Here is a 13,972-nt window from a genome sequence, read left to right as displayed (position 1 = left end):
TGCCTGACCGCTTGACAAGCCATGTAATACGTATCCGACATCGGAATTAACACCGGAGCCTTCATCCGAAGGTCTTATGGCTATGGTATTATCTATAAAAAAAGAAAATGGCTTTATCTGAAAAATACGGGCGGACGTATCACTATCCGTTTTCGCCCGGCACAACAAGCGATGACCGGATCAATCACCACTTTGCGGCCGATCTTGGCCGGATTCAAACACTGATCCATACAGAAAAACTGGACGGCGAGAATAACTGCCTGTCCCGTCACGGCGTCTTTGCGCGCTCACATGCTGCCCCGACGGTTTCGCCGTGGACAGCGGCGTTGCGAGAACGCTGGCAATCTATCCGCCATGATCTTGGTACACTGGAGGTGTTCGGCGAAAACCTGTTTGCTGTCCACTCAATTCTATATTCCCGCCTGACAGAACATTTTTATGTCTTTGCGATTCGGGATCAGGACCGGTGGCTGTCGTGGGAAGAGGTAATTTTTTATGCCGCTCTGCTCGGGTTGCCAACCGTACCGGTACTGGCGCGTCAGGAAGCACCGTTTACAGCGGCTGAGGTAGAAACGGCCGTAAAGACACTGGCGCAACAGCCCGGCGTCTTTGGCTCGGTGGCGGCAAACACGGGGCTGCCCTGTACGTGCGAAGGCCTTGTGTCACGGGATGCCGGTGAGTTTACTGTTACGGATTTTAGCCGGCGGGTGTTCAAATATGTGCGGAAAGGCCATGTGCAGACCGATGCGCACTGGACGAGGCATTGGCAACGGGCAACATTAGTACACGAAAGGAGGATGGTATGAGCTGGCAACTGACAAAACACACCCGTCCCGATGAACTGGCACGGGAGTTTGACTGGATTCGGGCGATGGCCGGTGTTCCGCAGGATCCGGTACACCATGCGGAAGGCGATGTGTTTACACATACAATGATGGTACTGGATGCGCTGACGACGCTGCCGGGGTACCAGGCATTGCCGGCTGGTGATCAGGCAGTGCTAAGGGCAGCGGCGCTGTTGCATGATGTTGAAAAACGCTCGACAACCATGCCGGATGATCAGGGCCGGATTACGTCGGCGGGCCATGCGCGGAAGGGCGAGTATACTACACGGGTGCTGTTATACGACGAGATCCCGACGCCGTTTGCTACGCGGGAGGCAGTCGCTAAACTGGTGCGGTATCACGGCCTGCCGCTGTGGCTGTTTGAGAAAACCGATCCGGTAAAGACGTTGCTGCGGGTTAGTCTGGAAGTGAACACGGCCTGGCTGGCGCTGCTGGCGCGGGCCGATGTGCTGGGGCGGATATGCGCCGACCAGGCGGAGATGCTCTACCGCATCGACTTGTTCGAAGCCTTCTGTCAGGAACAGGGCTGTTACGGCAAGCCTTACCCGTTTGCGTCGGGTCTGACGCGGTTTCAGTATTTCCGGCGCGAGGATGTGGCTCCTGACTTTCCGCTGTACGATGAAACCGTAAACGAAGTCGTACTGATGTGCGGACTGCCGGGTGCCGGCAAAGACGTTCACATTCTGACCCATTACCGTGACTGGCCGATGGTCAGCCTCGATGCGTTCCGGCGGCAATACAACATCGACCCGACCGACCGGAAGGGAACAGGCCGTGTGGTGCAGATGGCCAAGGAACAGGCGCGTCAATACCTGCGCTGGAAAGAACCGTTTGTCTGGAACGCCACGTCCATTACCCGCCACCTGCGCGAACAGGTGATTGAGTTGTTCGTAACCTATCGGGCGCGGGTCCGGATTGTGTACGTGGAAGTGCCGCAGGCAAAACGCATGGAGCAGAATGCCAACCGCCGTTATCCGGTGCCGGAGCCGGCCGTAAGCCGGATGCTCGAACGACTGGACGTTCCGGCGCTCTGGGAGGCGCATGAGGTCATCTATGCAATCAGGGAGTAGTGCGCTTTTTTGTGAAAAAATTGTCTTTTCCTTCCAACGCATGGCGGTCGGGTGGGGTCATTACCCTATAATACCCCACCCCAACCCCTCCCCTGGTTTCAGGTGAGGGACTAATAGCTTCCGCTGCCCTCAGGGCAGGGCGGGAGATAGGGTAACCATCTAAACCTCTCCAGACATCATGCGCAACTATTTACTTTTGCTGAGTTTGCTGTGTACCGGCATCGCGTGTAAAGACAAGGAACCTGAGCCGGGCATCACGTTCTATAAAGCCAAAAAAGCCTACTGCGGCGTCGGGGACCCGCTGAACGAACTGACGTGGCTCAAAGCGAAGGTCGATACATTCAGTACCGTAAGGGTGGGTAATTACACGGTTGCGGTCGTGGAGTATAAAGGCAGTGAGTATTTTATTGCCGGCAGCGCGTTCTCGTCGAGTCCGGCCAGTGAGATTTTTACCTGTTCGGGGCAGCAGGCGCTGAAGCCGCTTGGCGTTACCTATAACCAGTTTATGGATGCCGCCAAAACGGTGCAGACGCTGTATACGCGGCGGTAAGTAAATTAACTTCCAGGAAGTTCTAAACCGCCAGGCGGCCCTGTTCCTGGAAGTTAATTCACTTACCGCCAGGCGGCCCTGTTCCTGGAGGCTAAATTTCATAAGTAATTGTGCAGAATCAGATTAGATTTAGCCAGAGAGTAAAGGGTTGTATTTCAATGACTTATTCGCTCAATCGCACATTCACTAATTCGCTCAATAACTTAACCCTACAACGTATGCTTCGTTGCCTCTTCATACCGGCGGATGCGCTCCGGCTGTAGGGTTGCCTGCTTTTTCCATGCCGCACTGCCGTACACACCTGCCTGCATGTAGTCAAAGGGCGTAAACCCGATCTTTTTTGCCGTTGCCGGCGATTTGAAGCGGAAGTCGTACGCCAGCGGATTGACAAACAGCGGGTCTTCACTGATTGAGTTCGTTTCTTTGCCTTGCTGCTCCCACTCGGCGAGGGATAATTTGTTGAACGTGATGTTTTGGCCGGTTGGATTCCAGTAGCAGTTGTTACTGGCCTGCAGGTTGATTTTAACCCAGTTGGGGTTGGTCAGCGTAGCGGAGTTGAAGTAAACAATATTGTTGGTAAACCGGAACGACAGATGCGGTTCTACGCGGGTTGCCGCCAGCTGGCTGTTATGATTCAGGGCGAAAATGTTGTTACGGATGATGTTCTCCTTGCCGTAATGCTGGTGAAAACCATTGCTTTTGCAGGCATAGACCAGGTTCTTTTCCATCACCACGCCGGTAGAGCCCTCATCGGTATAGAGACCCCAGCCGCCGTAGGTATATGCCCAGATGTCGTGCACAAGATTATGGCTGATGACTGTCCCCTCCGATGAACCGAGGGTATAAATACCGCCCATGTCACTCAGTTCGCCCCAGCCGAGGTGGTGAATGTGGTTGAAGCTGATCGTGTTTCGTTTGGCCGTGCTGTTGGCGTAGCCCCAGATCCAGCCCACCGAAATGCCGGTGTATTTCAGGTCCGAAATCTCGTTGTGGGTAATCACATTATCCGGCGAGTGAAAAATCAACACACCAACGGCCGTCGGGAACAGCAAGCCGCCACGGGTAATAATTGAGTTATCGACGGTGATGCGGCGCGTCAGCTCGGTTGTGTCTTTCTGTACTTCTTTTTCGCCGATTTTGATGCCGCCCCCGCCGAGATCGTGCAGGTAACACTGCTCAATCCGGCAGTTGGTTGCGCCGCGTTTCAGCCACATGGCATACAGGGCTGTACTCCGTATTTCGCAGCCGGTAAACGTGATCCGGTCGGCAAAATCGACCATAACGGCCGCCGGAATGGTCGCTGCTGCCTGCTGGGGCTCGTTTCCGCCATCGGGCATCGTATAGCCGGAAACGGCAAACGTAATGTTCCGGAACGACAGGTCGTGAGCCTGTTTGCTGCCCATGCCCGATCCTTTCACCACGACCAGCTGTTCCAGCGTCGGGGCGATAATCCGGGTGTTGGCGATGGTTTCACCGGCTTTCGGCATGTAGTACAGCGTCCCGTTTTTCTCCAGGAACCACTCGCCGGGGCTGTTAAGCGCCGTTCGGTAGTTTTCGAAGTAGGCGAGTGTCTGGGCGTCCAGTTTATTCCACGGATAATAACCCCGGCCGATAGTTTCTACAAAAGCGGTGGTGTCGCGGGTCAGCGTGGCGTTGAGCAGGTGGCGGCGGGTGAAATCCCACTTGTGGTGCATGACAATAATGGCGCTGCTGTCGCTTCCGGCGGGCAGCGGGTCACTGATATTGGCCAGATTGAGACGGGTTTTCTGGGTGGCGCGGATGGCGGCCGGTGCCGTGCCCTTGTCGATAATTGTTTCCTGGTTACCGTTGACCTTGTAAAAGCCCTCGTCCGGACTTTTGGCCCGGCTTGCCCATGTGCCGTTGACAAACAATTGCTCAAAGCGCCATGGTTTACCGGTTTGGGGTAGCTGAGCCACCCACAGCGACTTGTTTACGGGCCGGAAACCGGTAATGCGCCGGCCGCCGTAAAAGACAGGTATTGTGCTGGTCGCGGCTTTGTAAGTAATCGGGGCTTCAGGCGAGCCGCTGTCTTCGTCGGTCAGTTCCAGCGGTTCCGGCATGTAATACTCGCCGCCCTGAATCAGGACGAAGACCGGTTCAGTTAGCTTGCCTTGCTTTTTGAGGGCCCGTATTTTGTCGCGGGCAGCGGTCAGCGAATACAGCGGCTGTTTTTGGGTTCCGGTGTTGTTGTCGTTTCCGTTTGGCGCGACATAAATATTGAGAGCCGACAGCGCGCCGGGAAGGATAAACAGTGCCAGCAGCAGGCCGCAGCGGATCAGGTAATTCATACGTCAAGGTTGTTCAGGAAGCCGGCTGCGGCAGCACTTGCCACCTGCCTCCGGCTTAACCGTTATCATGAAAAGTACCGGACACGGACCAATTACTACTATTCGGCCTGAAAATTACCGTTACTGGATAAATAAGCGGCCGGGATATGATTGGTTAGCCAAACCCCGTTTTCAGACTGAAAAAAAACAAAACCTGCCCTGGCCATTGCTTCTGCCTGTACCACCAGGACAACAGGTTTACCATGCCGGCTTCCGACTTGCCGGGCCGTTGCTTCGTTGTCACTCAGGTGTACATGATGCCGGCCCATTTTTTTCAGGCCCTGGTCCATGATGCTGTCTATAAACCGTGTAGCTGTACCGTGAAAAAGCCATTCGGGCGGAGTTGATTGTCGGTAGCCCAGGTCAATCTCAACCGAATGGCCCTGATTGGCACGGATACGTGTACGATCGTCCGTCAGCGCAAACCGTTTTTTAGGATTAGTATCCACCAGATCATAAAGCTGGTCCGGAGTAAGCTGGTGGCCGTTAGCAGCAAGCCGGGTCAGTAGAGTCTGAACATCGGTCCACCCGTTTTCATCGAGGGTAATGCCGATGGCCTGAGGCTTGTGCCTGAGAACAAGGCTCAGGAGTTTGCTGATTTTAATAGATTCTGATGCGGTAAGCATGTTGGTTCTACATTTGTTAGTGCATAATTACAGGAAAATGTGTAAAGTGCTGTACGTTAAACTTAACATCAGTGATTTTGAAAACTATAGGTGCTTATGTTGTCTTCGTACTAATTTTATTCCTGATCGTTTGCTGTGAAACGAAGCGCGGGAGTGTTCTTGAGACTAAGCGTTTTCGCAGTCTTAGACCAACTAATAAGCCAGGTGTTGTTCCGCTTGCGTTCACAATAGAACGTAAGCGGTTAGGGCCAATTAAAATCGGAATGCGGATAAATGAGGCGGATGCCCATTGTAAACAGCTTCAAAAAAAAACCGTTGAAGCGTGGCTGTATGGATACGATGGCGGCGGTGAGGCCTACCTGTATCACAATGGTGATCAGGATGTGTTTGCCCTGATTCCATGGGCAGATACAGATACGATTTTAGCAATCGTTGTACTCGATTCGCAATTGAAAATGAAAAATGGCCTCGGGCCGCATTCTACAATCAGTACCTTGATGCGGATTTATCCGGGTATAAAGCTCTATTACAACCAAATGATGGAATGGGAAAGTTGTGAAGATCCTCGGAATGAATTAAGTTTTGTGTTTGCAACAACGCCCGAAAATCAAATCGGAACTTATGACGAAGATACTGACATGCCTTCGACAAAAAACAAACGGCCTGATGCTAAAATCGACTGGATTGTCATAAAATAAGATCCGTCTGCTGCCACAGCCCCGCTATGTATTCACCTGTTATTTGAGCCGGATCTCCACCTCCTTCGTCTGCTGATTGTGCAGCATCGTGGCCTTTACGTGCCCCTGCCACATGACCGTTTGCAGCAGGCTCAGCATCTCCGCCACGCCGGAAATTGCTTTGCCGTTGATCTGCCGGATGACATCGCCCGGCTCCAGCCCGCTTCGGGCGGCAAGGCTGTTGGGGCTGACACTGACCAGTAACACACCCTGCTTGTCCGGTGCCCCCGAGGCCGACTGCTCGCCCAGGGTTTCCAGATTTTTGATGGTGGCTCCGAGCCACGCCGTCGTGGCACCGGCTTTACCGGTCGCCAGCAGCCGGATGCCGGTAATGGCCGGACGGGCCGCCAGCTTCCGGAGGGTCGGACTGACCACGCCGAACGCATCCATCGGAAAATTTCTGAAACCCACCGCCAACGCTTTTGACCCGGTTTTTACCCTGAAATCGCCTGCCGCATCATGCATAAACTGCGGATTACCATGCAGGCTGTTGCGGTCGGTAAGGCGGGCCTGTGCCTGTTCAAGAGCGCCCGGCGCAATGAAAAAATTATGGTCGACCCGCTGCCCCCAGACCGGCACACGGATTGGCGCATAGTCGGTCGTGACAATGTTGTGCTCGAAGATATCGTTACTTTTCGCATACCAGACATGCGGATGAAAGGTATTGTTGACCAAAATATTATTCGTCACCGTCCGGTTGAACCCCTCGCGTAGTTTCAGCCCGCCGTTCAGGCACAGGTTGTTGCTGATCTGGTAATTGCTGCTGCCGTCGTCGAGGTCGATGTCCCAGCCGTGTTCACAGTGAAAGCGGTTGTTGCGGAGCGTAATCGGTTTGATGACATCGGCCAGGGGCAGGGTCGGGTACTGCGCCACGAGCGCGTTCACATCACTGATGCCCGGAAGCCAGAACCGGTCCCGTCCCCACGAGTTAAAGGCCCCGTGATCACCGGTTTCGAGAACCGTATCGAACACATCGTTGAACGCAATGTCGTGGCCACCCCAGCAGCCGTCGCCGATGTTGATGCCCGCGCGCGGCACCTGATAAATCGTATTGTGGCTCACTGTAATGGCCATTGCCATACTGATTTCAACCCCCGCCACCTGTTTTTCAATGGTGCCGATGTGATGAATCAGGTTGTCATGCGCTGTGCATTGGGCCGGATAATTGTCGCTCTTCGGGCCTGGTGTTTTGTCCATGCCGGCAACCGGCACCTTGTCTTCATACCGGAACGCCGGCGACCGCACCGCATCGGGGTCACCGACAAACGCGATGGCATTGCCGCCATTGTGGTGAATGTGGTTGTGTTCGACCGTAATGCCCCGATTGAACCGGCTGACAAATACCGCATGACCACCCAGATACCGGAATGTACAGTTGCGGATAACACAGTGCTGCGCTCCTTCTGTCAGCACGGCGCCACCCCGGTAAATGGTCCAGTCGCTGCGGAGAAGCGGTTCGCGGGTGAGCATAAACGTGCGGTTGGTACCGGTAAACGTCAGGCCCGTCAGCGTAACGTGTTCGGCCGGTGCGTTTTGTGTACCGGTGATACGGATAAGCCCGTCACTGACTGAGCGTTCGAAGCTGGCTTTTTTTAGGTCCATACCCGCTGGCGGATACAGGTAAAGCGTGCCGGTGACCGGATTGTAAAACCACTCTCCCGGCGCGTCGAGTTCTTCGAAAATGTTTTCCACAAACCGGTGTTCCCGGTGCATGGGTGCAGGCCGGTTGTTCTGCCATCCCCCTTCCAGATGCAGGCTGTCACCGGTTTTGCCGGTAATCCGGTAATGAAAATCACCCCATTCGCCCTGATGCAAAGCATGTACATAACCCCCCAACGGATTCGCCCACGTCCGCACCCGTTGGGGGCTGATGGCGTCGGCCGCCGTCCCGTTGAACACCCGCGCCTCAGGCGTGGCATTCGGGTAGCGGGCCATCGACAGCGGCAACCCGTTGGCATAGAGCTGATCGATAGACAAGCCCTTGTCGAGGGACGTTTGCAGGATATTCCCTTTGTAGGGTTGCCAGTCGGGCCGAAGGGGGACTGCACCACTCAGTACCACCGGTTCACCGGCGGCGGCGGCAATCTCCAGCCGGTGGCCATTCAGGAGGTCGGGTGTGATGCTGACGGGTTGCAGAAGCGCATACCGCCCCGCCCGCAGCCGGATGGTGACGGCCGGCGTTTTAGCCGATGCCACCTTCCGGAGCGCCGCTTCCAGCGTTTTGAGCGGGCGGGCGACGGTTCCGGCAGCCGCGTCGTTTCCATCGGGAGCCACATAGAGCACTGTTTGGCCGTAACTTCGGGGGATCAGACCAAGACCGATCAGCGCAAGGAGAAATAGCTTTTGCATAGCGTAGGGGGAGTGACGGCATTTGCCTGTACCTGCCTTACCGGTAAAGCAGATTCAGGTAAAAATATAAGGTCGGGGGCAAAAAAGAATCGGCAGCGCTGTTGAGACTCCTGATGGTTTGCCCGCTGTTTGTGCTTTACTGCTAGTTTTGCCGTATGGAAGAGCTTATCACGTATTTGCTGCAGTTCGGTGATCTGGATACCGTGCAGCGCGCCTTGATTCAGGAAAAGGCCCGCTGGAAGACCGTTGGCAAGGGCGCCTATTTTGCCGAAGCCGGTAAGGTGTCTACGCAGATCGGGTATGTCACCGAAGGCGTATTCCGGGTCTGTTACTACGATAAAACGGGCGATAGCTTTACCCGTTACTTTGTCTATGAGAACCGGTTTGTGGTCGATATGAACAGCTTCCGCGACGAAACCCCGTCGGCTGAGTACATCGAAGCGATTACTGACTGCCGCGTGCTGGTGTTTTCGAAAGCCGATTTCATGCAGCTGTCGGCGCAGATTCCCGGCTGGGATGACATTTTCGTGAAAATCACCTCCTACGTACTGGAAAACAAACTGAAATTTACCGGTAATATGCTGGTGCAGGACGCGCAGCAGCGATACCTGAACTTTCTGGCCCATTACCCCGGCCTTGCCAACCGGGTACCGCTCAACATGCTGGCGTCCTATCTGGGCATTACTCCCTCATCGCTGAGCCGGATCCGGAAAAATATCCCCTGACCGCATTTCTTGTCATTTGGCAATTGCGGTTCGCCGGTGGTGACTGAATTTTGTGGCATAAACCAACACAAGCCGATGGAACTAACGGATCTTTTCAGACAAATCGAGTTTATTAAGGAAGTAGACAAACTCAAGTATATTGTTCGCAAAACAAAGCTGTTCAACAGTGACCGGAACGAAAACGACGCCGAACACAGCTGGCATTTAGCCCTGATGGCGATTGTTCTGGCCGGTCATGCAAACGTGCCGGTTGATGTGCTCAAGGTCGTTAAGATGCTGCTGATCCATGATATTGTCGAGATTGATGCCGGCGACACCTTTATTTACGACACCCAGAAAAGCCACGATAACACCGCCGAAGAGCGGGCGGCCGCCAACCGGATTTTTGGTCTCCTGCCCGAAGCGCAGGCGGCTGAGCTGATTGCGGTCTGGGAGGAATTTGAAGCGCATCAGACCAATGAGGCGAAGTTTGCCCGCGCGATGGACCGGCTTGAGCCGCTGCTACAGAACACCTCCAACAACGGCGGGACCTGGGCCGAATTCGGGGTGACTTACGAAAAGGTCTATGCCAAAAAGCAGGTCATTCAGGAAGGCTCCGCCACTATCTGGCAATACGCCGAACAACTGATCAACGAAAGCGTCGAGTCCGGGATTTTAGAGCGGTAGGGGAGGACAAGTGTTAAAAAGCAGCAGCTATCCCGGGGAACTACTGATCACATACCGGCAGAAATATGGGTGGCAGTCAGAGGACATTGAAAAAACGCTGGCCGTTATCCAGCGGAAGTAGCGGAAAACCAAGATTGAATGCCTGACATGGAGTTACTAAAAGAGGGAGTTTAATACTCCCTCCCACTATTTGTATCGTAATCAATAACCGTATGGCCAGACTTGAGTTGTGTGCAACTTGTTCCTTCTACAGTTATGGTATTCAGACCTGTGGCGCAATTTCCATCATAAACCATCAGTTTATATTGTCCGGGTGTAGTAATGTTACCGGCCATGAATGAATGAGCGCCTGTAGTCCGGAAAACGTTGGTAAAGACATAGCCCCCCGGGCCTGTAATCTCAAATTTGCTGCCTGTGCCCATACCTGATATGGTAGCCGTACTCTGGCAATTAGCCTGACCCTGAACGGCAAGCGTAGCCGTGCCTAGGCTGATCTGCGGCGATAATCCATTTAGTTGTATTGTGTAATCGCCACAGGTTTGACCATTATCAACACCGTAGGCAACAACAACGAACTGCGTATTTGCCGGTATGATAAACGAAGTCACGTGGAAAGTACCGCTTCCGCTGGGAGAGGCAAGGTAATTAGTACAAAAATCAGCAGGGTTAAAACTGTTCAGGTAAACAGAGAGATAAACGGCATTGTCACCACAAGATGTACTCAATGTCATAGTGACACAGACGGGAGCGGAGGTATTATTAGCCAACGTATGCGTATCATAATAATGGGTGCCCGAGCTTCCGTTGGCTCCCGGACAACTTTTGGCAGCTGCACATGTAGGGTTAGAGCCACCTCGGGTTGGCCGGTCAGACGTAGATAAATCTGTTGAGCTGATAGATCCGCTTAGCGTTGTAATGCACTGTGCTGAAGCATTTTCAGTAGTGCAGGCCGTTAAGCACAATGCAAAAAGTAGTAGAGTTCTGTAGATCATAAATGTAGATAAGAATTGGTTTTCGTTAAAATTAAGAAAACGGATTTTAATTGTAACCAACAAAAAAGTTTGCTACTAGGATATATGTATTAAGTATAGCCTCCATTGTCTTAAACAGTGATTTATTATGTCCTGTTTTACCCCGAACGGACTGCTGAACTTCGGAGCAGGGCAGCTGTCTATATTCAGGATTATGTGTGATGGGACGCAATCTTTAACTGACAGGCAACCGATATAAGGGCCATTGTGGTAGGGGAGAAAGTAGTAGTGGCCATGGAACGTACCGCCAATAATGGTGATTTCAGGGCGAACCTCTCAAAAGGTGGTAGCGGCCGTCAAATCGAGTTGACCAACGACGAAACCCAAATGTGTATTGATGCGGCCAAAGTAGTAAAGCTGGAATTTGCCGGCGTCGATCTGATCCGGGAAAAGAAGGGTAAAACGTATGCGACGGAAGTAAATGGTAATCCGGGAACGGGCATTATCGACATTACGGGCCATAACTACTTTATCGACCTGGTTAAACACATTGAGCAGAAAACGGGTAAACGGTCATCAACACAATCTAAGCCCAAGGAGGAAAGTAAGCAATCAACGACCAACGCTGAAAGTAATGACATGGGCCGGTTAGCTGAATACAAACGGCTAAAAGCTAAGGAAGCCCAATCTGGTTTAAACTTTCAAGAACATGCTCGTTTAGCTTGGCTTCATGCTCGCGTAGAGTGGTGGAGATAACCAGCCCGATATCATACCAATATTTTAGACAGCTAAAGGAAATGTCAACAGAAAGAGAGTTAGAAGGCATGAGCTTGATGAAAAAGCTTATGGGAAAGAAAAAGCGCAAGGAAGCGCTAACGGAAGAAGAACAACGCTTTTATAATTATAATCGGCAAAAGAGTAAAGATTATGCATGGTTAATTGGTTTGCCTTACTCAGACCGGCAAGACGATAAAAAGATATGAGAAAACGGCGATGACTTAGAGAACCCCAGCATATTTCTGTTTATGTGAATAAAGTTTTGCTATATGCAAAAGTGCCACTCTCAAATGTTTTTACTAAAGTTTACGTAAATAAGAGTATAAGTAATAAAGCAAAATAATTGTAAAATATTAGTATTGGGTACTATAGCTGTGATAAACCAATATAGATATATTGGTTTATGCTTTTCTGGGGTTATGAAATTTATTTTAGTGTTTTATAAATATTATTCTCCATGAACCCTGGAATTAATGTGGACTTACTTTTGCCAAAGCTAAATTCTCTTTCATAATTTTTAGTTATTAGACTAGAATATATATCCTTAAAGAAGCTTCGGAATATTATATCAAAAAAAAGCAATGGATCTAGTATCCTGTCTAAAGGGAATCTTATGTTTTTTATTGCTCCGAACTGAAGTTCGCATTTATGGTGTGTTTTAACGTCAGCATCGTAATCCATTCTGAAGTGAGAAAAATTTGTTTGCTCATAAACTTCATCAAACATTATACCTCTGAATGTATTACCTTCCCACGAATAGCCATATTTATTCTTAAAGTGAGCCTTAGCAGAACTTATTTGGCTGTCTATATTAAATCCAAACTCCTCTGACATGCATAAATAAGTGTCAAAATAATACTGTTTGATTATATCATCTTCTGCTTCTTCAAAGTAATATTCATAATCTTCCATTTTCTCTTTTAAATGAACAGGGAAAGGATAATAGCATAGTTTTATTTGTTTAATATTTGCGGTTTTACCTGGCTTGTCAAAAAGGTAATAACATTGAATTAAGCTATTATCTGAAAACAGAAATGAATATTGACGCTTCCTTAAGATAAGTTCATATTCCCTTGCGTATATAAATTTCTTGTTTATAGCCTCATATTTTGGCCAAGAAATACTGACCTCATTAGACCAAAGATTAGAATCTAAAATTTGCCTAGAGAATAATGATTCAATTACTTTGAGCCGATTCAATACTGCATCTACATTATTCATCTAATTTTCTTTTAACTTCTTGTGCTAACTGTGGATTATTCTTAATAAGGTCTAAAAGCACTGCCTTTTGAACCTCATCACTTAGAATATTTTCAAACGACTTTTCATACTCATTTAGTTTGTCATCTGAAGTCATTATTATTTTTGTTAAATTATTGTACTCCTGTATATCTGGATAATAAAATTCAAATCTTGGATAGTATTGCAAGATTGAATTTAACTCATTCACTACATTACTAGGATAATAGGAGCTGGAAGTGATGTAGCACCAGCCTCTAGACCTAGTAACTGCTACGAAGAAGGCATTTCTTACTCTAAATGAGTAATCAGAATCTATTTTGTTTGTGCCTATAACAAACACTATGTTGGATTCATTGCCTTTTGCCCTAACAGGGCTTTCTCATAAAACCCTATGCATGGTCATAAATTCGATTAGTGAGTTAAAATCATCCGCAAACTGATCGATTTTGGCGGCCATATTCTTCGCCATTGTTCTTTTTAATAGATTGTATGCCAAGCTTCTAAGGCCGCTCATTATCCGGCTCAATGTGTTGTTTGAGCTGCGTAAGCTATCCTCCTGCAAGGTGACATCCCGCTGATAATGCATCGCTTCAACCCGCCAGTGCCCTCTTATGGCATCAAATAACTCATCGGCCTGCTGCTGACTTTGTACCCCATAGTTGCTCAGAAAATAGCTGATTTCTTCGGCGGGCTGACTGCCATCCAGTTTTCGCCGTACCCGCTTAACGCTAATCAACATACAAAGACCACAGGTTTGCCAGCGAAGGGCTAAATGGCTTCTATTCACCCTGAAACATGCATAAGTACGTTCCTCTTGCCGCCCATGGCCTCGTTGAGCGGCATCTTGCCGGCTGTAAACCGGCTCTTGCAGCAGCGTATGACAAATCGCATACCGGTACAACACCGGCTGATTCGATTTCAACCCCACTAAAAAGGTACCTCCCTGTTGGTGAATCGTCGTTAAGGCAGCCGGGCTACAATGAAGTGCATCAAGGGTTACTTTTTGCCCCGCCAGCCCGGTTTGGGTTAGCAACTGCCGCACTGCCGGCTGCTCGCTATCTTTTGA

Annotated in this window: 15 protein-coding genes and 1 pseudogene; 8 read left to right on the top strand and 8 right to left on the bottom strand. The window is 50.5% G+C overall.

Annotated features, from left to right (window positions below; all coding sequences use genetic code 11):
- Positions 1-107 precede the first annotated feature (107 nt).
- From AC23NW_RS19420 to AC23NW_RS19410, 3 genes are all read left to right on the top strand, one after another.
- The gene (locus AC23NW_RS19420) at positions 108-806 is read left to right on the top strand and encodes an RNA ligase family protein (RefSeq protein ID WP_487451395.1); all 699 of its coding nucleotides are present in this window, start codon (positions 108-110) and stop codon (positions 804-806) included.
- On the top strand, positions 803-1,915 hold the full coding sequence (locus AC23NW_RS19415; protein ID WP_487451393.1) for an AAA family ATPase: 1,113 nt from the start codon (positions 803-805) through the stop codon (positions 1,913-1,915). The genes AC23NW_RS19420 and AC23NW_RS19415 overlap by 4 nt, the downstream gene beginning before the upstream one ends.
- Positions 1,916-2,093: 178 nt before the next feature.
- On the top strand, positions 2,094-2,465 hold the full coding sequence (locus AC23NW_RS19410; RefSeq protein WP_487451392.1) for a hypothetical protein: 372 nt from the start codon (positions 2,094-2,096) through the stop codon (positions 2,463-2,465).
- Positions 2,466-2,674: 209 nt separating this feature from the next.
- Here AC23NW_RS19410 and AC23NW_RS19405 read toward each other — a convergent pair whose 3' ends face one another.
- Positions 2,675-4,774 carry a right-handed parallel beta-helix repeat-containing protein gene (locus AC23NW_RS19405; protein ID WP_487451390.1) on the bottom strand — a complete coding sequence of 700 codons (2,100 nt, stop codon included), beginning with the start codon at positions 4,772-4,774 and terminating at the stop codon, positions 2,675-2,677.
- 98 nt (positions 4,775-4,872) lie between these two features.
- Complete coding sequence (locus AC23NW_RS19400; RefSeq protein ID WP_487451389.1) at positions 4,873-5,439, bottom strand: RNA 2'-phosphotransferase; 567 nt, start codon at positions 5,437-5,439, stop codon at positions 4,873-4,875.
- Positions 5,440-5,516: 77 nt separating this feature from the next.
- Here AC23NW_RS19400 and AC23NW_RS19395 point away from each other — a divergent pair, with 77 nt between their 5' ends.
- Positions 5,517-6,137 carry a hypothetical protein gene (locus tag AC23NW_RS19395; RefSeq protein WP_487451388.1) on the top strand — a complete coding sequence of 207 codons (621 nt, stop codon included), beginning with the start codon at positions 5,517-5,519 and terminating at the stop codon, positions 6,135-6,137.
- 39 nt (positions 6,138-6,176) lie between these two features.
- On the opposite strand, the gene AC23NW_RS19390 is transcribed toward AC23NW_RS19395, so the two are convergent.
- The gene (locus AC23NW_RS19390; RefSeq protein ID WP_487451387.1) at positions 6,177-8,525 is read right to left on the bottom strand and encodes a right-handed parallel beta-helix repeat-containing protein; all 2,349 of its coding nucleotides are present in this window, start codon (positions 8,523-8,525) and stop codon (positions 6,177-6,179) included.
- Positions 8,526-8,680: 155 nt separating this feature from the next.
- Between AC23NW_RS19390 and AC23NW_RS19385 the strand changes: the two genes are divergently transcribed.
- Positions 8,681-9,250, top strand: coding sequence for a Crp/Fnr family transcriptional regulator (locus AC23NW_RS19385; RefSeq protein ID WP_487451385.1), 570 nt, complete (start codon positions 8,681-8,683; stop codon positions 9,248-9,250).
- 75 nt (positions 9,251-9,325) lie between these two features.
- Positions 9,326-9,916 carry an HD domain-containing protein gene (locus tag AC23NW_RS19380; protein WP_487451384.1) on the top strand — a complete coding sequence of 197 codons (591 nt, stop codon included), beginning with the start codon at positions 9,326-9,328 and terminating at the stop codon, positions 9,914-9,916.
- Between the two features lie 170 nt (positions 9,917-10,086).
- Here the strand turns inward: AC23NW_RS19380 and AC23NW_RS19375 are convergent, their stop codons facing one another.
- Positions 10,087-10,683, bottom strand: coding sequence for a hypothetical protein (locus tag AC23NW_RS19375; RefSeq protein WP_487451383.1), 597 nt, complete (start codon positions 10,681-10,683; stop codon positions 10,087-10,089).
- Positions 10,684-11,142: 459 nt separating this feature from the next.
- Here AC23NW_RS19375 and AC23NW_RS19370 point away from each other — a divergent pair, with 459 nt between their 5' ends.
- Both AC23NW_RS19370 and AC23NW_RS19365 read left to right on the top strand, forming a co-directional pair.
- The gene (locus tag AC23NW_RS19370; RefSeq protein WP_487451550.1) at positions 11,143-11,643 is read left to right on the top strand and encodes an ATP-grasp domain-containing protein; all 501 of its coding nucleotides are present in this window, start codon (positions 11,143-11,145) and stop codon (positions 11,641-11,643) included.
- Between the two features lie 41 nt (positions 11,644-11,684).
- Positions 11,685-11,870 (top strand): hypothetical protein, encoded by a 186-nt coding sequence (locus AC23NW_RS19365; protein WP_487451381.1) that lies wholly within the window; start codon positions 11,685-11,687, stop codon positions 11,868-11,870.
- 220 nt (positions 11,871-12,090) lie between these two features.
- On the opposite strand, the gene AC23NW_RS19360 is transcribed toward AC23NW_RS19365, so the two are convergent.
- The 4 genes and pseudogenes from AC23NW_RS19360 to AC23NW_RS19345 all read right to left on the bottom strand — a co-directional run.
- Positions 12,091-12,885 (bottom strand): DUF2290 domain-containing protein, encoded by a 795-nt coding sequence (locus AC23NW_RS19360; RefSeq protein WP_487451380.1) that lies wholly within the window; start codon positions 12,883-12,885, stop codon positions 12,091-12,093.
- Positions 12,878-13,114: a hypothetical protein gene (locus AC23NW_RS19355; RefSeq protein ID WP_487451378.1), complete on the bottom strand. Its 237-nt coding sequence runs from the start codon at positions 13,112-13,114 to the stop codon at positions 12,878-12,880. The genes AC23NW_RS19360 and AC23NW_RS19355 overlap by 8 nt, the downstream gene beginning before the upstream one ends.
- Before the next feature lie 42 nt (positions 13,115-13,156).
- Positions 13,157-13,261, bottom strand: a pseudogene (locus AC23NW_RS19350) (hypothetical protein); the annotation flags it as partial.
- A 24-nt stretch (positions 13,262-13,285) separates the two neighbouring features.
- Positions 13,286-13,972: ISAs1 family transposase (locus AC23NW_RS19345; protein ID WP_487451376.1), on the bottom strand; the 687-nt coding region annotated here is incomplete at its 5' end.

The sequence above is a fragment of the Arsenicibacter sp. R0_47 genome (genome assembly GCF_057652235.1).
Note: the sequence above shows the minus strand (reverse complement) of the source record. Positions and strands in the feature narration are given on the sequence as shown.